The 22042-nt window shown below is 38.4% G+C and carries 24 protein-coding genes; 21 read left to right on the forward strand and 3 right to left on the reverse strand.

Annotated features, from left to right (window positions below; genetic code table 11):
• Window positions 1–12: 12 nt before the first annotated feature.
• From HC176_RS00925 to purD, 4 genes are all read left to right on the forward strand, one after another.
• On the forward strand, window positions 13–1032 hold the full coding sequence (locus HC176_RS00925; RefSeq protein ID WP_167916302.1) for a glycosyltransferase family 4 protein: 1020 nt from the start codon (window positions 13–15) through the stop codon (window positions 1030–1032).
• Window positions 1005–2327, forward strand: coding sequence for a phenylacetate--CoA ligase family protein (locus tag HC176_RS00930; protein WP_167916303.1), 1323 nt, complete (start codon window positions 1005–1007; stop codon window positions 2325–2327). Before HC176_RS00925 ends, HC176_RS00930 begins: the two co-directional genes overlap by 28 nt.
• Window positions 2317–3069 (forward strand): glycosyltransferase family 2 protein, encoded by a 753-nt coding sequence (locus tag HC176_RS00935; RefSeq protein WP_167916304.1) that lies wholly within the window; start codon window positions 2317–2319, stop codon window positions 3067–3069. The genes HC176_RS00930 and HC176_RS00935 overlap by 11 nt, the downstream gene beginning before the upstream one ends.
• A gap of 82 nt (window positions 3070–3151) precedes the next feature.
• Window positions 3152–4426: a phosphoribosylamine--glycine ligase gene (gene purD, locus HC176_RS00940; protein WP_167916305.1), complete on the forward strand. Its 1275-nt coding sequence runs from the start codon at window positions 3152–3154 to the stop codon at window positions 4424–4426.
• Here purD and HC176_RS00945 read toward each other — a convergent pair.
• Complete coding sequence (locus tag HC176_RS00945) at window positions 4421–4648, reverse strand: DUF6341 family protein (RefSeq protein ID WP_167916306.1); 228 nt, start codon at window positions 4646–4648, stop codon at window positions 4421–4423. The two genes, purD and HC176_RS00945, sit on opposite strands and share 6 nt — an antisense overlap.
• 73 nt (window positions 4649–4721) lie before the next feature.
• Here HC176_RS00945 and HC176_RS00950 point away from each other — a divergent pair, with 73 nt between their 5' ends.
• Window positions 4722–5645, forward strand: coding sequence for a DUF6427 family protein (locus tag HC176_RS00950; protein WP_167916307.1), 924 nt, complete (start codon window positions 4722–4724; stop codon window positions 5643–5645).
• On the opposite strand, the gene upp is transcribed toward HC176_RS00950, so the two are convergent.
• The gene (gene upp, locus HC176_RS00955; protein ID WP_167916308.1) at window positions 5634–6293 is read right to left on the reverse strand and encodes a uracil phosphoribosyltransferase; all 660 of its coding nucleotides are present in this window, start codon (window positions 6291–6293) and stop codon (window positions 5634–5636) included. The genes HC176_RS00950 and upp overlap by 12 nt on opposite strands.
• Window positions 6294–6436: 143 nt before the next feature.
• Here upp and HC176_RS00960 point away from each other — a divergent pair, with 143 nt between their 5' ends.
• Window positions 6437–7042, forward strand: a complete 606-nt coding sequence (locus HC176_RS00960; RefSeq protein ID WP_167916309.1) for a DUF4254 domain-containing protein — start codon at window positions 6437–6439, stop codon at window positions 7040–7042.
• A gap of 143 nt (window positions 7043–7185) precedes the next feature.
• A complete protein-coding gene (locus HC176_RS00965; RefSeq protein WP_245234800.1) occupies window positions 7186–8205 on the forward strand; it encodes a glycosyltransferase family 9 protein in 1020 nt (339 codons plus the stop codon).
• 43 nt (window positions 8206–8248) lie between these two features.
• On the opposite strand, the gene HC176_RS00970 is transcribed toward HC176_RS00965, so the two are convergent.
• On the reverse strand, window positions 8249–9313 hold the full coding sequence (locus HC176_RS00970) for a ferredoxin--NADP reductase (RefSeq protein WP_167916310.1): 1065 nt from the start codon (window positions 9311–9313) through the stop codon (window positions 8249–8251).
• 119 nt (window positions 9314–9432) lie between these two features.
• Between HC176_RS00970 and HC176_RS00975 the strand changes: the two genes are divergently transcribed.
• The 14 genes from HC176_RS00975 to HC176_RS01040 all read left to right on the forward strand — a co-directional run bounded on the left by HC176_RS00975 (window position 9433) and on the right by HC176_RS01040 (window position 21973).
• Window positions 9433–9840, forward strand: coding sequence for a DUF2059 domain-containing protein (locus HC176_RS00975; RefSeq protein WP_167916311.1), 408 nt, complete (start codon window positions 9433–9435; stop codon window positions 9838–9840).
• Between the two features lie 162 nt (window positions 9841–10002).
• Window positions 10003–12558, forward strand: a complete 2556-nt coding sequence (gene porW, locus HC176_RS00980) for a type IX secretion system periplasmic lipoprotein PorW/SprE (protein WP_167916312.1) — start codon at window positions 10003–10005, stop codon at window positions 12556–12558.
• A gap of 10 nt (window positions 12559–12568) precedes the next feature.
• Complete coding sequence (locus HC176_RS00985) at window positions 12569–13000, forward strand: bactofilin family protein (protein WP_167916313.1); 432 nt, start codon at window positions 12569–12571, stop codon at window positions 12998–13000.
• Entirely contained in the window at window positions 12945–13193 is a 249-nt protein-coding gene (locus HC176_RS00990; RefSeq protein ID WP_167916314.1) for an AtpZ/AtpI family protein, read from the forward strand. The genes HC176_RS00985 and HC176_RS00990 overlap by 56 nt, the downstream gene beginning before the upstream one ends.
• Window positions 13194–13562, forward strand: coding sequence for a DUF6168 family protein (locus HC176_RS00995; RefSeq protein WP_167916315.1), 369 nt, complete (start codon window positions 13194–13196; stop codon window positions 13560–13562).
• A 136-nt stretch (window positions 13563–13698) separates the two neighbouring features.
• Window positions 13699–14823: a F0F1 ATP synthase subunit A gene (atpB, locus tag HC176_RS01000; RefSeq protein WP_167916316.1), complete on the forward strand. Its 1125-nt coding sequence runs from the start codon at window positions 13699–13701 to the stop codon at window positions 14821–14823.
• 40 nt (window positions 14824–14863) lie between these two features.
• A complete protein-coding gene (gene atpE / locus HC176_RS01005; RefSeq protein WP_004569351.1) occupies window positions 14864–15052 on the forward strand; it encodes an ATP synthase F0 subunit C in 189 nt (62 codons plus the stop codon).
• Between the two features lie 107 nt (window positions 15053–15159).
• Complete coding sequence (locus HC176_RS01010; RefSeq protein WP_167916317.1) at window positions 15160–15660, forward strand: F0F1 ATP synthase subunit B; 501 nt, start codon at window positions 15160–15162, stop codon at window positions 15658–15660.
• A 7-nt stretch (window positions 15661–15667) separates the two neighbouring features.
• Window positions 15668–16198 (forward strand): ATP synthase F1 subunit delta, encoded by a 531-nt coding sequence (gene atpH / locus HC176_RS01015; RefSeq protein ID WP_167916318.1) that lies wholly within the window; start codon window positions 15668–15670, stop codon window positions 16196–16198.
• A 42-nt stretch (window positions 16199–16240) separates the two neighbouring features.
• Window positions 16241–17818 carry a F0F1 ATP synthase subunit alpha gene (gene atpA / locus HC176_RS01020; RefSeq protein WP_167916319.1) on the forward strand — a complete coding sequence of 526 codons (1578 nt, stop codon included), beginning with the start codon at window positions 16241–16243 and terminating at the stop codon, window positions 17816–17818.
• Window positions 17819–17847: 29 nt separating this feature from the next.
• A complete protein-coding gene (gene atpG, locus HC176_RS01025; protein ID WP_167916320.1) occupies window positions 17848–18708 on the forward strand; it encodes an ATP synthase F1 subunit gamma in 861 nt (286 codons plus the stop codon).
• Window positions 18709–18861: 153 nt separating this feature from the next.
• The gene (locus HC176_RS01030) at window positions 18862–20325 is read left to right on the forward strand and encodes an oligosaccharide flippase family protein (protein WP_167916321.1); all 1464 of its coding nucleotides are present in this window, start codon (window positions 18862–18864) and stop codon (window positions 20323–20325) included.
• 95 nt (window positions 20326–20420) lie between these two features.
• Window positions 20421–20855, forward strand: a complete 435-nt coding sequence (gene dut, locus HC176_RS01035) for a dUTP diphosphatase (protein WP_167916322.1) — start codon at window positions 20421–20423, stop codon at window positions 20853–20855.
• Between the two features lie 98 nt (window positions 20856–20953).
• The gene (locus HC176_RS01040) at window positions 20954–21973 is read left to right on the forward strand and encodes a sugar phosphate nucleotidyltransferase (protein ID WP_167916323.1); all 1020 of its coding nucleotides are present in this window, start codon (window positions 20954–20956) and stop codon (window positions 21971–21973) included.
• The last annotated feature ends 69 nt before the right edge of the window (window positions 21974–22042 follow it).

A 22042-nucleotide genomic window follows, 5' to 3' on the forward strand; every position in this document is an offset into this window, starting at 1 on the left:
TAAATAAGCGCTATGAAAACCACAAAAGTGTTATACATAGGAAACAATCTGTTTAGCAAAACAGGTTACCCCTCTATGTTGGAAACACTCAGTAATTTGTTTAAAAAAGAAGGTTATGTGGTCATAAAGACCTCTAGTAAATCAAATGTGGTGCTCCGGATGCTCGATATGGTTTTCAGTATATTTAAGCACCAAAAAACTACTGATGTCGCTTTAATTGACACTTATAGCACGCTAAACTTTTATTACGCCTATTGCTGTGCTATTTTGCTAAAATGGTTTAGAAAGCCTTATATTCCTGTTTTACACGGCGGAAATCTTCCTGAAAGGTTGAAAAAATCGCCTCGAATGTCTAAAGCCATTTTTTCGAATGCATTAGTTAATGTGGCACCATCCGAATATTTGTCGGAAGCATTTCAAAATGCAGGCTTCAAAACCCTCTGCATCCCCAATGTGCTAGAAATAGAAAATTACCCGTTTAAAGTTAGAGAAACAATACATCCGAAACTGTTATATGTAAGGTCGTTTGCCAAAATTTATAACCCCGAAATGGCCATAAAAGTATTGTTTGAGCTAAAGAAAGATTACCCAAATGCCACATTGTGCATGGTAGGACCCGATCGTGATGGAACCTTGGAAGATGTAAAAGCACTGGCAAAAAAACTTAATTTAGAGAATTCTGTGGAGTTTACCGGCGTTTTAACAAAAGAAGCATGGCACAAAAAATCTGAAGCATTCGATGTTTTTATAAACACCAGCAATGTCGATAACATGCCGGTTAGTATTATCGAAGCCATGGCGTTAGGTTTGCCGGTTGTAACCACCAATGTAGGCGGAATAAAGTTTTTGGTAAAGGACAATAAAACTGGATTTTTAGTTAATTCAAACGATGTTGGTGCTATGGTTAATAGCATTAAAGATTTGATTGAAACCGGCCCTAGGGATGTTACCAAAAACGCCCGAAAGCAGGTAGAGGCTTACCAATGGAATGTGGTAAAACACCAATGGAAACAATTACTGGACAAGGTATGAAGGTGTATAAATGGCTCTATATTGTTGGACGAAATTTGAGGAACCCTTCATCAAAAAGGATTCATGAATTTTTGAATGTGTCGCAGGGCTATTCGTTGGAGCAGTTGGAAGATTTTCAGTTGAAAAAACTAATGGAACTTGTTGCGTTCGCGTATCAGTACTCCCCATTTTATCGAAAAGCTCTGGATGAAAATGACATAAAGTCTGCTGATATTAAGTCCCTTTCCGATTTAAAAAAACTGCCCATAATCACCAAAAGGGAACTGATTCAGTATAACTCTGAAATCCATACGAACTATAAATTCAAAAAAACGTTTAAGGCAAAAACATCGGGGACGTCGGGCCAATCGTTGGTGTTTACAAGAAACGAATATGCCGATTCGTTTAATAGGACGGTCATCAACCATAATTACAGCAATTATGGCGTAAATCCTTGGGATAGAAATGGCTATTTTTGGGGATTCAATCAGTTGTTTTTTTATAAATTGAAAACCAGATTGTTGGATGCTTTTCAAAATCGATTTCGGGTATTTTCGTATTCAAAAACCGAAATGAATCGATTTATAAAAAAGCTAAAAGATGCTCAATATATCCATGGTTACTCATCAAGTATTTACGAAACGGCAAGGGCCATAAATGCCTCAGAAATTAAAAAGCCGACCAAAATCAAAATGGTTAAGGGGACCTCCGAAAAGATTTTTGATTACTATCAACCGGAAATCAAAAAGGCCTTTGGAACAAAAATGATTAGCGAATATGGCGCAGCAGAAGCGGGAATCATTGCTTTTGAATGCACTAAAGGCAATATGCACATAAACATGGAGGGTGTGATTGTTGAAGAGGAAAACAATGAAATTTTGGTCACCAACCTGCACATGCTTTCTTTTCCGATAATTCGATATCAATTAGGCGACTATATCAAATTGGCGCCAAAAAATAAGGTTTGCGCCTGCGGAAAAAAGCATCTCATTTTAGAAGACGTTTTGGGCAGAATAGGGGAGACAGTTTACGGAATTAGCGACAAATACCCCAGTTTGTATTTTTATTATATTTTTAAGAACCTTTCGGAAAAGCATGGATTGAATTTAGAATATCAAGTCATTCAAAAACAAAAAGGGCGGTTGAATTTTAATGTTTTTTCCAATTTATCAACCCGCGAAAAACAACTTTTATCAAAAGAAATTGAAAGTTATTTTAAAGGCGACATAACATACAGCATAAACACCGATGCCGAATTGGTAGCTACAAAAAAAGGAAAAAAGAAAAGTTTTATTTCAACCATCAATGAGCACTAACACCCCCCTTGTCTCGGTCATTACAGCTTGTTACAATTCTGAAAAATACATTTCGGAAACCATAACTAGTGTGCTCAATCAAACCTATCAAAATTGGGAAATGTTGTTGGTTGACGATTGCTCGAGCGATAATACCATTTCAGTAATCGAAACACTTCAGAAGTCAGATTCGCGAATAAAACTGTTTCAACTTAATGAAAATTCAGGAGCAGCCGTGGCCAGAAATAAAGCCATTAATGAAGCGAAGGGCGAGTTTATCGCTTTTTTGGATAGCGACGATAAATGGTTTCCATTAAAACTCGAAAAGCAAATCCGTTTCATGCTGCATAATGGGTATAATTTAACGCACACCGCATACCAATGGGTGGATGAATCTGGAAATTCTTTAAATAAAATTTTAAATCCGCCACAAGTTTTAAGTTATCGAGACATGCTTTATTCCAATAAAATAGGCTGCTTAACGGCCATTTATAACCGGACTAAATTGGGAAAAGTGTATATGCCGCTTATTAGGAAACGACAAGATTATGCCTTGTGGCTTAAAATATTAAAAACCGGAGAGCAGGCTTATGCGCTACCGGAGGTGCTTTCTCAATATAGAATAACAAACCATTCTATGTCTAACAATAAGTTCGATTTAATAAAATGGAATTGGAAATTGTTACGGCAAGTGGAGCGGCTGCCGGTACTAAAATCGGCCTACTATTTGGTTTGGCACGTCATTATAAAAATGAAAGGATAGCTTTTGCAATAAAAACTCGTACATCTATTAGCAGCTTTAATCAAAAGCAATTATTTTTGTGCCTTTAATAAACACACAGAACATGAACATCTTAATTCTTGGCTCAGGCGGAAGAGAACATACATTTGCTTGGAAAATAGCACAAAGCCCAAAATGCAAACAATTATTTGTAGCTCCCGGTAACTCCGGTACGGCAGAAGTGGCAACCAACGTAAATATTAGCGAAACCGACTTCGATGCTATTAAAGAATTGGTGTTGAATGAAAATATAGAATTGGTGGTGGTTGGCCCAGAAGCGCCTTTAGTAGCGGGGGTTCACGATTACTTTTTAAACGACGATGACATTAAGCATGTTAAAGTTATTGGGCCACAAAAAGCATCGGCAGAGTTGGAGGGCAGTAAAGAATTCGCCAAGGAATTTATGATGCGTCACAACATTCCAACGGCAGCTTACGAGAGCTTTACGGCCGAAACCGTTGAGAAAGGCTATGCATTCTTGGAAACTTTAAATCCACCGTATGTATTGAAAGCAGACGGGTTGGCAGCAGGAAAAGGAGTGGTGATTTTAAATGATTTGGATGAAGCCAAAGCCGAATTGAAAAGCATGCTCGTTGATGCCAAATTTGGTCAAGCCAGTACCAAAGTGGTTATCGAAGAGTTTTTGGATGGTATCGAGTTGAGTTGTTTTGTGTTGACTGATGGCGAAAATTATAAAATCTTACCAACAGCAAAAGATTACAAGCGTATTGGTGAAGGCGATACCGGATTAAATACTGGTGGTATGGGAGCCGTTTCGCCCGTGCCTTTTGCTACCGACGAATTTTTAAATAAAATTGAGGAGCGCATTGTAAAACCAACTATTGAAGGCTTTAAAAAAGACAAACTGCCTTACGTGGGCTTTGTGTTCATTGGGTTGATAAAAGTGGAAAATGACGACCCAAAAGTAATTGAATACAATGTTAGGATGGGCGATCCAGAAACCGAAGTAGTATTCCCAAGGATGAAAAACGATTTGGTTGAGGTGCTTCAGGCGATGGGCAACGGTACTTTAAACGAAATAGATATTGAAATAGACGAACGTGCGGCTACAACGGTCATGTTGGTTTCGGGAGGTTACCCTGAGGCTTACGAAAAAGGAAAGGAAATAACGGGTATTGAGGCTATCAATGGCTCTATTGCGTTCCACGCCGGCGCACAACTAAAAAATGGTAAAGTTATAACCTCTGGTGGACGCGTTATGGCAATAACTTCATACGGAAATACGTACCAAGAGGCCATAAAAAAATCTTACCAAAATATAGAAAAACTACATTTTGATAAGATGAATTATCGTAAGGATATCGGATTCGATTTATAGAAACGAGTGCGAAGAAATGCTTTTGTCTTCTTCGTTGTTGTCGTTAAATATTTTTAGCTGTTTCATCCAGTAAACCATGGCTACAAAACCAATAAGCATGAAAATCCATGAAATGGTATTGGCGGCAAACCAGTTTTCTAACTCAAGTGCTTTTAAGGCATCGTACGGAGCAAACAGTACATTTACAAATAAGTCCTGTATAGCGTAAAATAAGTCTTTCATTTTGTGTTTGTTTATTGTTTACCAACCGTTTTATAGTTAGTATATTTACTACGCAAAAATACAAAAACAGATAATGATAACAAGTTTTTTTAATAAATCTAAACCTGTAAACTTCGTTATTGTGTTTTTAATTACACTATTGGCTTTTATAGTGGCCAAAACCCATATGGGTTACGATGCTATTACAGGTGGTTTTTTGTTTAAACAGGTTTTGCTTTTATTGGTGGCCTATAGCTCCATTCTACTTTTAAATTTTGTAGTCGGAAAAAATAGTTTGTCTAAAAAGAATCACTACGAACTCTTATTATTCAGCCTGTTTTTTTTAACCATTGTAGAAACCACAAACCAAGCAGAAGTGTTATTGGCTAATTTTTTTGTGCTTTTGGCTTTGCGGAGGTTGCTGAGCGTGCGTTCGCAACGTGAGTTGAAAAAGAAGTATTTTGATGCCGCATTTTGGATAGCAGTGGCCAGTCTATTCTATTTTTGGGCTATTTTATTTTTTGTTTTAATCTTGGCTTCTCTGGTTTTGTATTCCGATAACAATATTAGGCATTGGGTGGTGCCGTTTTTGGGAGTCACTTCGGTGTTTGTTATTTCGGTGGCCGCATCAGTGATTTTTTATGGTGGTTTTTTTAATGTTTTCGATTTGTCTCTTCAGGTTGATTTTGATTTTTCAAAATACAATTCCACGAAATTTTTAATTGCCATTACCCTGCTGTTGTCCTTTGGTTTGTGGTCATTGTTCTTTTATGTTCGGAATATTAAGCAGAAAAAGAAGTCGAATCGAGCGACTTTAAAAACGGTTGTTTTGGCTGTGGTTATTGGCTTTGTAATTGTACTTTTAACGCCCAATAAAAATGGAAGCGAGTTTTTGTTTTTGTTCGCTCCCTTGTCCGTAGTGGTTTCAAATTATATCGAATCCATCTCCGAAAAATGGTTCAGGGAAGTGTTTTTGGGTGTGTTGATTATTGTGCCTTTTGCACTGTTAATGCTGTAGCTTTTCGCCAAAAGCTAAATCGCCTGCATCACCAAGCCCAGGAACAATGTAACCTTTGTCGTTCAGTTTTTCGTCAACGGTAGCAATCCATAAATGCACGTTTTCATCAAAATGTTTTTCAACAAAATCGATTCCTGGTTGAGCACCAATAACACTCACTAAATGAATGGCTTTTGGTTTGCCAAAGGGCCTTAAAGCCCTAAAGGTGGCGACAAGTGATTGTCCTGTGGCCAACATCGGGTCGGCCAAAACCAATGTTTTTCCTTCCAAATTGGGGCAGGCGAGGTATTCCACAATAATTTCAAAATCGTCAGAATGGGTTTTATGGTGCCTGTACGCCGAAATAAAGGCATTTTCAGCTTTGTCAAAATAATTGAGCAATCCGTTATGCAGCGGAATGCCAGCTCTTAAAATGGAGCACAAAACCACATCGTTTTTTGGAAGTGGTATTGGCGAAGTCCCCAAAGGGGTTTCAATCGCTTTCTGCTTATAATTTAGTGATTTACTCATTTCATAACCCAAAATCTCACCAATACGTTCAATATTGCGCCGAAAACGCAAGCGGTCGTTTTGGACGTCGGTGTTTCTAATTTCAGAAATAAATGTATTCAAAATGGAATTTTGAAGCGATAGGTTATGGATTTTCATTTTAGTCAAAAAGAATTATGCTTAAAGTTAATGAAACCCGTTTAAAAATTCAGCCAGAATAGTTAAAACAATCCCAATACGATTCAAGCGAACCTAAAATATTGTTTAAATTACGTAGTTTTGTGCTTTTTAAAACCAATAGCATGTTTACAGATAAGGCAAATAAAATATTTCAGGACGTTATAGAAAAATACCACGTTGTTAACACGGTAGATCAGCCGTTTGAGAACGCTTATGCGGAAAGCGATTTAATCGAGCATTTGTTGTACAGAAAATGTTGGATTGACACCGTGCAGTGGCATTATGAAGATATTATTCGCGATCCACAAATCGACCCGGTAGCGGCATTAAAATTGAAACGTCAAATCGATGCTTCCAACCAAGACCGCACCGATATGGTAGAATATATCGATAGCTATTTTCTGGATAAATATAAGCATGTTGAAGCGAAAGAAGATGCGACGATAAACACCGAAAGCCCAGCATGGGGTATTGACCGTTTGTCAATTTTAGCATTGAAAATTTACCACATGAATGAAGAGGCTACACGCGAAGACGCTACAGATGCTCACCGCGAGGCATGCCAAAAGAAATTAGACGTTTTGCTAGAGCAGCGCGTAGATCTTTCAACCGCTATCGATACGCTTTTAAACGATATTGAAAATGGTGGTAAATACATGAAGGTGTACAAGCAAATGAAAATGTACAACGACGACGAATTGAACCCTGTGCTTCGTTCGCAGAAGTAAGAGAGTGACTAAAAAGTAATAAATAAACGTCATTGCGATAAGATTTATTTCGAAGCAATCTCATAATCAAAACCTTGATTTTCAAGATGGCTTCATTTTGTTTGGAATGGCGACTTTTAGAATTCCTCAACAAATAAACCCAAATGCCCAAACCAACAAAAAACATCTTAGTCATCCGTCTTTCCGCAATGGGCGACGTGGCTATGACAGTACCGGTTCTAAGAGCATTAACAAAACAATACCCCGAGTTAAAAGTAACCCTTTTAACTCGGGCTTTTTTTGCGCCATTTTTTAGAGACATTGAAAATGTAAATGTTTTTTCGGCTGATTTAAAAGGTAAACATAAAGGTGTTTTCGGACTTTATAAATTGGCACGCGAACTCAACAAAAGCCAGTTCTATGTAATAGCCGATTTGCACAATGTGTTGCGAACAAAAGTTTTAAAACAGTTTTTGCGATGTAAACGTTTTATTTCAATCGATAAAGGACGAAAGAAAAAAAAGCAGTTAACTTCTGGGAAGATTTTTGAGCCGCTAAAAACCACCCATCAACGCTATGCCGATGTGTTCAAGGGCTTGGGCTATCCGATAGATTTATCAAATCCTTCGTTTCCAGAACGAGTGGAATTGGGGTCAAAGCTTCAAAAGTTGCTTGATGGGTCTTGCAAAACAATGATTGGAATAGCACCTTTTGCTGCCCACGAAGGCAAAATGTACCCGTTGGAACTCACCAAAAAAGTAATTGAAGCTTTAAGTAAAGATTATAAAATCCTGTTATTTGGTGGCGGAAAAAAAGAGATTGATATTTTAAATGAAATGGAATTCGCTTTTGAAAACACAGTAATCATCGCTGGAAAACTGACCTTGGATGAAGAACTGGATGTTGTTTCCAATTTAGGTGTTATGCTTTCCATGGATTCTGGAAATGCCCATATTGCAGCCATGTTGGGTATTAAAACAGTCATCATTTGGGGCGTTACGCACCCCTATGCTGGCTTTGCGCCGTTCAATCAACCAGACGATTATGCTCTGTTGGCAAACAGAAACCAATTTCCAAAAATACCCACGTCGGTTTACGGCAATAAATATCCTGAAAATTACGAAGCCGCAGCTGGGAGTATTTCTCCTGAAGTTGTAGTTGAAAAAATTAAGTCAATTATTTAAGCTTCTCACCCTTTGGGGGAGATGCCCGCAGGGCAGAGGGGGCTTACACATCATCATAATCCACCGAAATAGTAGGTGTGGTTGGGTGAGCCTGGCAAGTTAATATCAAACCTTCGGCCACTTCATTTTCAGTTAAAATATTGTTTTGTCGCATGGTTGCGGCTCCTTCAGTAATACGTGCCAAACAGCTGCTGCAAATACCACCTTGGCAGGAGTAGGGGGCGTCTAAATCCTCATCGATGGCTGCTTCTAAAATGGTTTGCTTAGCAGACATTTCAAAAGTTGAGGTTTCATCATCAACGGTAACCGTAATTTGTGTTTTTCCTGGGGCAACGTTAATGCTTTCATCTTTAACATCGGCAGGCTTGGCGGCTTTAAACAGCTCAAAGTGAATTCTATTAGGGTCTACATCATGTCCCGTTAACACATCTTTTACGGTATGTATCATCGCTTCGGGGCCACAAAGGTAATAGGCATCTACATCAATGTGTTTGTGCTTGTTTTTCATCACGTAGTTCACCGTGCTTTTTTCAATTCTTCCGAAAATGGAATCGTCGTCCTCGTCGCGTTGGCTAAATACAAATTGAATGGAAAAACGTTCGTTATGTTGGTTTTGAAGCTCCAATAGTTCATTTAAAAACATGGTTTCTTCAGTGGTCTTGTTGCCATAAACCAAAATAACTTTGCTATAAACTTCTTCTTCCAAAGCACATTTTATAATGCTTAAAATAGGGGTGATACCACTACCGGCAGCAAAAAGCGCGATGTTTTTGGTTTTGGAATCGTTTGGTGTAAAAACAAATCGGCCTCTAGGTGGGGCTACTTCCAATGTGTCACCGTCTTTTAAGGTTTTGTTGGCGTACGATGAAAAGGTACCGTCTTTCACCTCTTTAACGGCAACTTTCAATTCACCACTTTTGGGAGAAGAACACAGCGAATAATCGCGACGCACTTCGTTGCCATCAATTTCTGTTTTCAATGTAATGTACTGCCCCGCTTGAAAAGAAAAGGTGTCTTTCAAGTTGCCTGGAACGTTAAAAGTGATGCTGATGGATTTGTCGGTTTCCCGAGTAATATTTTGTATTGAAAGTTTGTGAAATGATGACATAAAAAAATAATTTTTAGCAAAAATAGTGAAGTTGAGGTGTAAATTTTAACTTTGGGAGTAACAATTGGATTAAAAATTTCACTAATGCATTGTATTCAAAACAGATAAAAAAAGAGAGCATGAAAAAATTATTGGTGTTATATGGCTTTTTAGTGTTTGCTACTACACAAGTTCAGGCGCAAGACCATTCAGATTTTAAAAGTGAAACGGTTGAATTCTTAAAATTAACCGGAGCCGGCGATGCGTTTGTAAATGCCATTGACCAAATAGGAACCATGGTGCCAAGCGATAAAAAAGAAGCCTACACTGAAGAGGCCAAAGGCACATTGGCTGGCCTGTACGATAAAATCGCCGAATTGTACATGGCCGAATTTACTCATGAGGAAATTAAAAAACTCGCTGCTTTTTACAATACCGACTTAGGTAAAAAACTAGCCAAAAAGCAATTGGGATTAACCCAAAAAGCCATGGCTTTTGGGCAAACTTGGGGTATGGAAGTACAGGGTATTGCGCAAAAATATCAATAGTACGAATTGGGGTTTGGTTTCAATGTAAGTTTTTGATAGCTAAGCGTTTTGTTTAAAAGTGTTTGCATTTTATAGCTAAATTCAAAAAGATGCTTATTTTTACCACTCTATTATAATAATGGTGCGAGTTTACAGTTATTATTTAGACTAAAAATACCAGTATTGAAAACCTATAAAACCATACTTGTTGTCTTTTTTTCAATCTTCTTGGCCGTGGGCTGTTCAAGAAAAAAAGACCGATTTGTTAGTCGAAATTACCATGCCGTAACTGCCGAATTCAATGCGCTTTTCAATGGCTACAATGCCTTGGAAGAAGGTAGGCAAACCCTAAACGACGCGTATTTCGATAACTATTGGGAGGTGTTGCCCATTGAGCGCATGCAGATTTTTGAAGATGTGGTGCTGCCGGGGCAATCTAAAAACGAGAATTTTACCCGTGCTGAAGAAAAAGCCGTAAAAGCCATTCAAAAGCACAGTATGAATATTGAAGGCAAAGAGAAGAATCCGCAAATGGATGAGGCGTATTTACTCTTGGGAAAAGCCCGCTATTTCGATCAGCGGTTTGTACCTGCTCTTGAAGCCTTCAACTATATTCTTTATAAATATCCGGCGAGCGATAAAATTAACCAAGCTAAGGTTTGGCGCGAAAAGGCCAATATTAGATTGGATAATAACGAACTGGCCATTAAAAACCTAAAACGATTACTTAGGCAGGAAGAATTGGAAGGGCAGGATTTGGCCGATGCCACTTCCATTTTGGCACAAGCTTACCTAAACGTTAAGGTGGTCGATACGGCCATTACATTGTTGGAAACCGCATCGGCAGCTACAAAAAGTAACGATGAGCGTGGCCGTTATCGTTTTATCCAAGGGCAACTTTACAACCAATTGGGTTACAAGGATAGCGCCAACTTGGCGTTCGATAAAGTCATCGAGTTGAACCGTAAAACGCCAAGAATCTACATGATTAGCGCGTATCTGGAAAAAGTAAAGAATTTCGATTTTGAAAATGGCAATAAATTGGAACTTACCGAGCTCCTTGCCGAACTTGAGGAAAATCGTGAAAACCGTCCGTTTTTAGATCGTATTTATTATCAAACTGCCGAGTACCATTTGCAAAATGGATCCGACTCTTTGGCGGTGGCTTACTATAACAAATCGCTTCGTACCAATTCTGAAGACAACATTTTGGTTGCTAAAAATTACGAAACGCTGGGCGATATGAATTTTGATGCGTCCATTTATGCCAAGGCCGGAAAATACTACGATAGCACGATGGTCAGTTTGGTTGAAAACTCGAAACCTTACCGTGTTATCAAGCGGAAGCGCGAGAATTTGGATGATGTGATTCGTTACGAGGCTGTGGCTAAGGTTGATGACAGTATTTTGAGGTTGGTAAATATGCCCGAAGCTGAACGCTTAGTCTATTTTGAAGCTGTGGTGGAAGATTTAAAAACTAAAGCTGAAGAAGAAAAAAAGGCACAGGAAGCTGCCGAGCGGAACAGTGGTTTGGTAACCGTTAATAATCAAATGGGGCAGCGTATTGGTCCGCCGGGAGGCAACCAACAGGCAACGGCGTTCTATTTTTACAATCCTACAACGGTATCATATGGTAAAAATGAGTTCGTTAAAATTTGGGGCGACAGAAAATTGGAAGACAATTGGAGGTGGTCTAGCAAAGCGATTACCAGCGGAGGAAATGCAGGTGCTTCAACAACCGATGTGGTGGCTTCTGCTGATGAAGATGAACGTTTCGACCCGCAGTTTTATATTTCGAAAATTCCTTCCGAAGAAAAAGTTATCGATAGCATATCAAGAGAGCGCAACTATGCGTATTATCAATTGGGATTGATTTACAAGGAAAAGTTCAGTGAATACGAATTGGCAAAAAGTAAGTTTCAGGATTTACTGAAGAGCAACCCCGAAGAGCGTTTGGTCCTGCCTTCAAAATATAATTTGTACAGAATTTATGAGGCTTTGGGAGAAAACGGCGAAGCAGCGATTGCCAAACAAAAAATTATTTCGGAGTATCCCGATTCGCGTTATGCGTTAATTTTAACCAATCCGGAATTGGTTTCGGGAACTGATGAAAACAGTCCGCGCAGTTTATACGAGTCATTGTACGAACAACATCTTAATCAGGAGTATGCCGAGGTGGTTTCAAAAAGTGAAGAATACATCAACAGGTTTGATGGCGAGCCTATCGTACCAAAATTTGAGTTGCTTAAAGCTACGGCCATGGGGCGTTTGCAGGGTTACGAGGCTTATCAAGCGGCTATTAACCATGTGGCGACTACCTACGCCAACACCCCCGAAGGTAAAGAGGCACAAGATATAGAAACTAATATTTTACCTAAATTAGCAAATAAGGAGTTTGTGGTTTACGATAGTATTTCGGGCAACTACAAAGTGGTTTTCAAATTCAAAAGTGCTGATTTCGAAACGGTAACATCGTTTAAGAAAACTTTGGATGAGGTTCTGGAAAACATTAGGTACTACAATCTGAAATCGTCCATGGATGTTTATAATGCAGACACCAAATTAGTGTTGGTGCATGGTCTGAAAACCGAGCAAGTAGCCAAAACATTTGATCAGCTGTTGACCAAAGAAGACCGAAAAAAAATAAAAATCCCCTATTTTGTGGTGTCGTCCGCAAATTATCAAATCATTCAAATCCATAAAAATTTGGATACGTATTTGAATATCGATAACAATTAAACTTAACACTATGTTCTCTGAAAACAAAAAAGGTAAACAAATGGCAGAAAATACTTCCGGACAAAATATAATAGCCCAAGGCACTAAAGTTGTTGGCGACGTTAGCAGCGAGGGCGATTTAAGAATTGATGGCATTATTGAAGGAAATGTTAATACTTCTGGCAAGGTAGCGGTAGGTAAAACGGGTTTCATAAATGGTACTTTAAATGGTACCGATGCCCATTTTGAAGGCAAGTTTTCTGGAAAGCTCACCTTATCCGGTACATTAAATTTAAAATCGTCTGCCCATATTGAAGGTGAAGTAGTTGCTGGAAAACTATCGGTAGAGCCAGGAGCAACTTTTAATGTTACGTGTGTCATGAAAGGCGATGCCAAAAACGCTAAATATGCCGAACAATCAACAAAACAACCAAAACAAGAAACCCCAGCAGCCAATCAATAAATATATTAGGTTTACCACTATTGCCATACAAATGGGGTTAACTATTTATTTGGGCAGTAAGTTGGGTGAGTGGTTAGATGTTAAATTCAACAATACAAATCAACTATATTATAAGATAGTTACTTTGTTGGCCGTTTTTTTAGCCATGTTTACTGTTATAAAACAGGTAATAGATGTCACCAATAAAAAATAAATGATAAAAAGAATACTCGTTTTTGCACTATGTGTGGTGGTATTGTTTGCCATAGCCTTTTCCATTCATAACCATTTTGTTGCCATTCAATCATTTAGTTTGTGGCAGGTGTACTTATTTCATGCGGTAGCTTCATTAATAATATATGTTAGCGTTGAACTGATAAGCGATGTTAGGCCTAACCAAGCAGGTTATGTGTATTTAACCTTTACATTGGTTAAATTGGGTTTGTTTGTTTTGATTTTTAAAAATGAAGTGTTCGAAAATGAGGTTTTAACAAAGAGCGAACGCATAGCATTAGTAGTGCCTTTATTCCTGTTTTTAACCGCAGAAGCAGTGGGGGTTTCAAAGTTGCTTAATAACAAATAGTTAAGTTGTTTAGATTTTTTGAAAAGGTTAAAAACTCGTTGCAAAAAAACTAAGTAAAAAAAGGGTTTGGGTTTTTAAATTATTGTGTACATTTGCACAAAATTTTAGAGAGCGTAATTCTTTATTTTTAAAAATTATGATGGTAGCGAAAAAATCTGTCAAGTTTATTGCAGTTTTAGTTTTATTTTTGACATCAGTATCGAGCTTTGCAAAAGATTCGGCGCAAGACGATAACCACCACGGTGCGGGAGATCAAGTAGATTCTCCAGAAGAAATTAAAGAATACATTGCGCATCACTTAAAAGATTCTCACGATTTCCATTTATATACCAATAATAAAACGGGTTCTCACGTAAGCTTTCCGCTTCCTGTTATTGTTTGGACCAGCGAAGGTTTAAGGGTTTTTATGTCTTCAGAATTTCACCACGACGATAGCGGTTCTGTTATTGTTGAAAAAGATGGTGTAAAATTAACCAAGATTCACAGTAAAATATACGAACTAGAGTCAGGGGCTACTCAAGTAAATTTTGACGATGAGCACCATGCTACCAATGCCAGCCGAGTGTTGGATTTTTCTATCACTAAAAGCGTGTTCGGTATGCTGTTGGCTGGATTGTTAATGTTGTTAGGTTTTGGAGCCTTGGCAAAAGGATACAAAAAAGGAGCGATACCAACTGGTTTCGGTCGTGTTTTAGAGCCGTTGGTAATTTATGTTCGTGACGAAATTGCAAGACCAAATATTGGTGAGAAGAAATACAGAAAGTTTATGGGCTTCCTGTTAACAGTGTTTTTCTTTATTTGGATTTTGAATTTATTAGGTTTAACGCCGCTAGGTTTTAATGTAACAGGTCAAATCGCTGTAACAGCTTGTTTGGCTATTTTTACAATGATTATTTATTTGGTTAGCGGAAGCAAGGATTTTTGGCAACATACATTGTGGATGCCGGGAGTGCCTGTGGTTTTAAGACCTATATTAGCCGTGATAGAATTGGTAGGTTTTGTGCTGATTAAACCATTTTCGTTATTGGTACGTTTGTTTGCCAATATCACAGCGGGACACTTTGTTGTAATGAGCTTAATTGCTTTAATGATTACCTTAAAAGTGTCTTTCGGACCTGTAGTTTCTACGGGTATGTCGTTAGTGTTATCATTATTTATAATGGTAATAGAAATTCTAGTGGCGTTTTTACAAGCGTTTATTTTCACGATGTTATCATCGTTATTTATAGGAATGGCTGTTGAAGAACACGACCATCACTAATTAAAAATTTGTTTAATTAATATTTTTAAAATCAATTAGTATGTACAATTTAATTGGAGCAGGATTAATCGTAATCGGTGGTGGTATCGGTTTAGGTCAAATTGGTGGTAAAGCCATGGAAGGTATTGCACGCCAACCTGAAGCAGCTGGTAAAATCCAAACTGCCATGATTATCATCGGTGCCTTATTAGAAGGTTTGGCTTTCGGTGCGTTAATCTTAGGGAAATAATCATCCCGAAAAAACAAAAAGAACAGTTTTCTGCAACGGTTGGTTGCAGAAACTGTTTTTCAAAAAATTAAACAAAACAATACAAAACGTATTTTATATAATTATATATGGACCAGTTATTAAATGATTTTTCGCCAGGATTGTTTTTTATGCAAGCCATCATCTTATTAATCTTAATTGTATTAATGAGAAAATTTGCTTGGAAACCTATTTTAGATTCTTTGCAAACACGTGAAGATGGTATTAAGGATGCTTTAGAATCTGCTGAAAAAGCCAGATTGGAAATGCAAAACCTTCAAGCAGATAACAAAAAGTTGCTAAACGAGGCCAAGGCCGAAAGAGATACTTTGCTTAAGGAGGCACGCCAAATGAAAGATAAAATGATTGAGGAGGCTAAAAGCGAAGCTGAGGTTCAAGCTAACAAAATGATTGAGCAAGCGCAAGTTGCTATTGAAAGCGAGAAGAAAGCGGCCATGGCAGAGCTAAAAGGGCAAGTGTCCGGATTGGCTTTAGAAATCGCCGAAAAAGTGGTGCGTAAAGAACTTTCTAGCAAAGACCAGCAGTTGGAATTGGTAGAAAGCATGTTGACTGAGAAATCTTTAAACTAAGCAGCACATGTCAAGAGCAGCAGTACGTTACGCAAAAGCATTGTTAAGCCTGTCGATAGACCAAAAAACAGCCGAAACTGTTAATGGCGATATGGAGCTTATTGCAAGCACCATTGCAGAAAGCAACGATTTAAACGCTATGCTTCAAAGTCCGGTAATACCTGCTTCAGCAAAAAAAGCGGTGTTGTTGGAGGTGTTTAAATCGGCAGATAAAAGCACCCAAAACTTAATCGATACTTTAATTGCGAATAATAGATTAGATATTTTAGGTCAAGTGGCTTCAAAATACAACCAGTTGTTCGATGAATCTAAAGGTGTTCAGTTGGCTACCGTTACAACTGCAGTGGCCTTAACAGCCGATTTAGAGAAAAAAGTATTGGCCAAAGCAAAAGCGCTTTCAGGTAAAAACGTTGAAATAGAAAACATAGTGGATGAAAGCATTTTAGGCGGTTTCATTTTACGAATAGGCGATATTCAATATAACGCCAGTGTTGCAAATCAACTAAATCAATTAAAAAGAGAATTTACATTAAATTAAAACTTGCCCTTAACCAAAAAGAAGGGCGAAATACATAACAAGATGGCAGAAGTAAAACCAGCTGAAATATCAGCAATCTTAAAAAAACAACTTTCAGGTTTTGAAGCTAGTGCTTCATTGGATGAGGTAGGAACTGTATTAAACGTAGGTGATGGTATTGTTCGTGCTTACGGATTATCTAACGCACAATACGGCGAATTAGTAGAATTTGAAGGCGGATTGGAAGGTATTGTACTTAACCTTGAAGAAGATAACGTTGGTATTGTATTACTTGGTGGGTCAACTGGTGTAAAAGAAGGTTCTACAGTAAAACGTACAAAGCGCATTGCTTCTGTAAACGTTGGTGAAGGTATTGTAGGCCGTGTTGTAGATACTTTAGGTAACCCAATTGATGGTAAAGGAGCTATTGAAGGTGAAACTTATGAAATGCCGCTAGAGCGTAAAGCGCCTGGTGTTATTTACCGTGAGCCTGTAACCGAGCCATTGCAAACAGGTATTAAATCTATCGATGCCATGATTCCTGTTGGTCGTGGTCAGCGTGAGTTGGTAATTGGTGACCGTCAAACGGGTAAAACTACGGTTTGTATCGATACCATCTTGAACCAAAAAGAATTTTACGATGCAGGTGAGCCTGTATACTGTATATATGTTGCTGTAGGGCAAAAAGCTTCTACTGTAGCGAACATTGCAAAAACTTTAGAGGAAAAAGGTGCTTTAGCCTATACTACTATTGTTGCTGCAAACGCATCAGATCCTGCTCCAATGCAGGTTTATGCTCCAATGACGGGTGCTGCTATAGGTGAGTATTTCCGTGATACTGGTCGTCCAGCATTGATCATCTATGATGATTTATCAAAGCAAGCGGTAGCTTACCGTGAGGTGTCGTTATTGTTACGTCGTCCACCAGGACGTGAGGCTTACCCAGGTGACGTATTCTACTTGCACTCGCGTTTATTAGAGCGTTCGGCTAAAGTTATTAACGATGATGCCATTGCAAAAGAAATGAACGATTTGCCAGAAAACCTTAAGCCAATGGTAAAAGGTGGTGGGTCGTTAACAGCATTGCCAATTATTGAAACACAAGCAGGTGACGTATCTGCGTATATCCCAACTAACGTAATTTCGATTACTGACGGACAGATTTTCTTAGATGGTGATTTATTCAACTCTGGTGTGCGTCCTGCCATTAACGTAGGTATTTCGGTATCGCGTGTAGGTGGTAACGCCCAGATTAAATCTATGAAGAAAGTATCGGGTACGTTAAAACTGGATCAAGCACAGTTCCGTGAATTGGAAGCGTTTGCTAAGTTCGGTTCAGATCTAGATGCTTCTACCTTAAACGTAATTGAAAAAGGTAAGCGTAACGTTGAAATCTTAAAGCAAGCACAAAACGATCCTTATACAGTTGAAGATCAAATCGCTATTATTTATGCCGGTTCTAAAAACTTGTTAAGAAACGTTCCTGTTGATAAAGTAAAAGAATTCGAAAGAGATTTTATAGAGTTCTTGAATGCTAAGCACAGAGATGTATTAGATACATTAAAATCAGGTAAATTAACTGATGAAGCTACAGATACATTAACTACCGTAGCAAAAGATTTAGCAGGAAAGTATAATTAATTCTGAATTCTGAATTCAAAATTTAAAAAATGGCAAACTTAAAAGAAATACGTAATAGAATATCGTCGGTATCTTCAACGATGCAGATTACCAGTGCCATGAAAATGGTATCGGCTGCAAAGTTAAAGAAAGCCCAAGATGCTATTACTGCCATGCGCCCGTATGCTGACAAGCTAACCGAGCTTTTACAGAGTTTAAGCGCCACTTTGGATGCCGATTCTGGAAGCAAGTTTTCAGAGCAGCGCGAGGTTAAAAAGGTGCTTATTGTGGCTATTACTTCAAATAGAGGTTTGGCAGGTGCATTTAATTCCAATATAATCAAGGAAGTTAATAAATTAACTTCAGAGACTTACGCCAACCAAGAAGTATCTTATGTGGCTATTGGTAAGAAAGCAAACGATGCCTTCAAAAAAACCAATAAAGTTATTGCCAACAAAAGTGAAGTTTTCGACGATTTAACTTTTGAAAACGTTGCAGAAATAGCCCAGCTTTTAATGGACAAATTTGTGGCTGGTGAGTACGATAAGATTGAAATTGTTTACAACAAATTCAAAAATGCCGCTACTCAAATTGTAACTACCGAGCAATTTTTACCAATCGTTCCGGTAGAAGGTGAAGCCAATTCTAACGCCGATTACATTTTCGAGCCATCAAAAGAGGAGATTGTAGAGCAATTGATTCCTAAGTCGTTAAAAACACAACTTTACAAAGGAATTAGAGATTCTTTCGCTTCTGAGCACGGTGCCCGTATGACGGCAATGCACAAAGCAACTGATAACGCCAAAGAGCTTAGAGACCAGCTTAAACTGACGTATAACAAAGCACGTCAGGCCGCTATTACTAATGAAATCTTAGAGATTGTTGGTGGTGCGGAAGCATTGAATAATTAATAAATTCCTGTGTAAACAGGAATCTTATAACAAAACAAAGAACCCGACTTTTAAAAGTCGGGTTCTTTGTTTTTAATTTAACCTTTAAGTATCCCTGTATCTTTGGTTAGCATTAGCTAAAAACGTATTTTTAGCACAAACAAAAAGGCATTTTTGAGCGCATTTAAATCTCTTTTTAAACAAACATTTATATATGGCTTAGCGACGGTTTTGCCACGAATGCTCAGTTTTTTATTGGTGCCGCTTTATACCACAGAGGGCGTGCTGTCATCCGTCGCTGAATACGGTGAAGTCTCGGTTATTTTCTCATATTTCGTGCTTTTTAATGTCATATTAGCCTATGGCATGGAAACCGCATTTTTTAGGTTTTTCAATAAGGAAACCGATAAAAACAAAGTAACCAGCACAGCCACATTGTCGTTGATAGTTTCTTCGTTAGCTTTTTTTCTACTGGCCTTACTGCTGAAAAATCAAATTGCTGAGTTGACGAATATCAACGCTAAGTACATCACATTGGTTATTTGGATATTACTTCTCGATGCCCTCGTAATTATTCCATTCGCTTGGTTACGTGCCACAGAAAAACCCATGCGTTATGCTGTTATCAAAATTTTTAATGTCATTATCAATATTGGGTTGAATTTGTTTTTCCTTTTGGCTTTAAAAGATTTAGCATCAACCGGAGGTATTTTCGAAAGTCTATATATCCCGAATTTTGAAATCAGCTACATTTTTATCGCTAATGTGGTCGCTAGTGGCGTTACGCTGCTACTGATGATGCCGTTTTATGTCAAATTAAACTTCACGTTTAATTCGAGTTTGTGGAGACAAATGATGAAGTATGCCTTTCCGGTGTTAATAGCTGGTGTGGCGTTTTCCATAAACGAGACCTTCGATAGAATTTTATTGGATTATTTATTGCCAGACGATGTAGCCAAAACACAAATAGGCATGTATTCGGCCTGCTATAAATTGGCTTTGTTCATGACCTTGTTTGCTACGGCATATCGATTGGGCATTGAACCCTTCTTTTTTAGTCATGCCAATACCGAAAATCCACAAAAAAACTACGCTAAGATTTTAGAGTTTTTCGTGGCGTTTGGAGCCGTTATTTTGCTTGCTGTTGTGGTTTTTGCCGATATTCTAAAACCCATAATTGTACGAAGCGAAGCTTATTGGGAAGCTATGTGGATTGTGCCCATTATCCTAATTGCTAATTTTTGTTTGGGTATTTACCACAATTTATCGGTATGGTACAAAATTACCGACCGCACCAAATTCGGAGCCTATATTTCCATTTTTGGAGCATTAATAACCCTGGCGCTCAACTTTTGGCTTATCCCAATCATCGGGTACAAAGGCTCAGCAATCGCCACCTTATCGGCTTATGCTACCATGATGCTGTTGTCGTTCTATTTCGGAAGAAAATATTATCCCATTCCGTACAACTTTAAAAAAATCGGGGTTTACCTATTTAGTTCCGTTGGACTCTCATTCGTATCCTTTTATCAATTTAGAGGCAATTATCTTATAGGAATTTCGATGTTAATTGTATTTTTGGGAATCGTTTATTTTTCTGAAAAGGAAGAAATAAAGCAATTATTGAATAAAAAATAGAAACTTGTCAGCTTTTTAAAAGCTAATTAGACCTGATACGCTAAAATAATGTCATGCTGAGCGGAGTCGAAGCATCGATTTAAAATAGAATATTAATGAAAATAAAAATTATAAATAAGTCCACCCACGATGTACCGCATTACGAAACCTTGGCTTCCGCAGGAATGGATTTGCGGGCTAATCTATCCGAGCCGCGCGTGCTAAAACCATTGGAACGAAGCATTGTCGGTACAGGGCTTTTTATTGAATTGCCCGTGGGTTACGAAGCCCAAGTGCGGCCACGTAGCGGATTAGCAGCAAAAAAAGGAATCACCGTTTTAAATGCCCCGGGAACAGTTGATGCCGATTATAGAGGAGAAATAGGCGTGATTTTAGTCAACCTTTCAAACGAAGAGTTCGTCATACAAAATGGCGAACGTATCGCTCAATTGGTCATTGCTAAACACGAGCGCGCTGAATGGGAAGAGGTTGAAGAACTTTCAAGTACAGAAAGAGGTTCTGGAGGATTTGGGAGTACAGGAACCAAGTGATTAACGAATAACGATTTTTGATTTCAGAATAAAAAAAAATCGTGTATTCGAGGCAAAACGAATTAGCAATTAAACAAATAACGAATCAACTTTAAAAAATGAAAATAATAGTCCCAATGGCAGGTCGAGGCTCTCGACTTCGTCCGCAAAGTTTAACAGTTCCAAAACCATTAATTCCGGTGGCCGGGCAACCTATTGTACACCGTTTGGTAAAAGACATTGCCAAAGTATTGAAACAACCCATTGATGAGATTGCCTTTGTACTGGGCGACCCCGCGTGGTTTGGCGACGATGTGGTTGCTAGTCTCGAAGATTTGGCTAAAAGCTTAGGAGCTAAAGCCTCTATTTACCGTCAGGATAAACCGTTGGGTACCGGCCACGCCATTATGTGTGCCGAACCATCGCTTTCTGGGCCTGCGGTTATCGCTTATGCCGATACCTTGATTCGCGCCGAATTCGATTTAGACCCCCAAGCCGATAGCGTTATTTGGACCAAACAAGTGGAAAATCCCGAAGCTTACGGAGTGGTTAAACTCAATGGCAACGATGAAATCGTGGAATTGGTTGAAAAACCTGCAGATTTTGTGAGCGACCAAGCCGTAATCGGCATCTATTATTTTAAAGATGTTGGTGTTTTAAAAGGTAAGCTACAAGAAATTTTGGATGAAAACGTTATGAATGGTGGCGAGTACCAAATTAATGACGGTATTAAACGCATGATGGCCGACGGAAAGATTTTTAAAACCGGAACGGTGGATGAATGGATGGACTGCGGAAACAAAAATATTACCATTGAAACCAACCAACGTATGTTGGGCTTTTTACAGGCCGATGCCGAAGAGCAATTGGTGGCCGATTCAGTAAAATTGGAAAACTCTAAAATTATTGAACCCTGTTTTATTGGTGAGAATGTAGTGTTGAAAGATGCTACAATTGGACCTTTTGTATCTATTGGAAACGATTCTACCGTAGAAAACTCGACCATAAAAAACAGTTTGATACAAACCCATACCAGTATTAAAAATGCCAATCTTGAAGATGCCATGATTGGAAATAACGTTAAATACGATGGTAAATTTACAAGCGTGAGTATTGGTGATTATTCGGTGTTGGAATAAAATATAGGCGTCATTCTGAATTGTCACCCTGAGCGGAGACGAAGGGTTGTTTCAGAATCTCACAACCTT

The organism is Tamlana crocina, assembly GCF_012037625.1.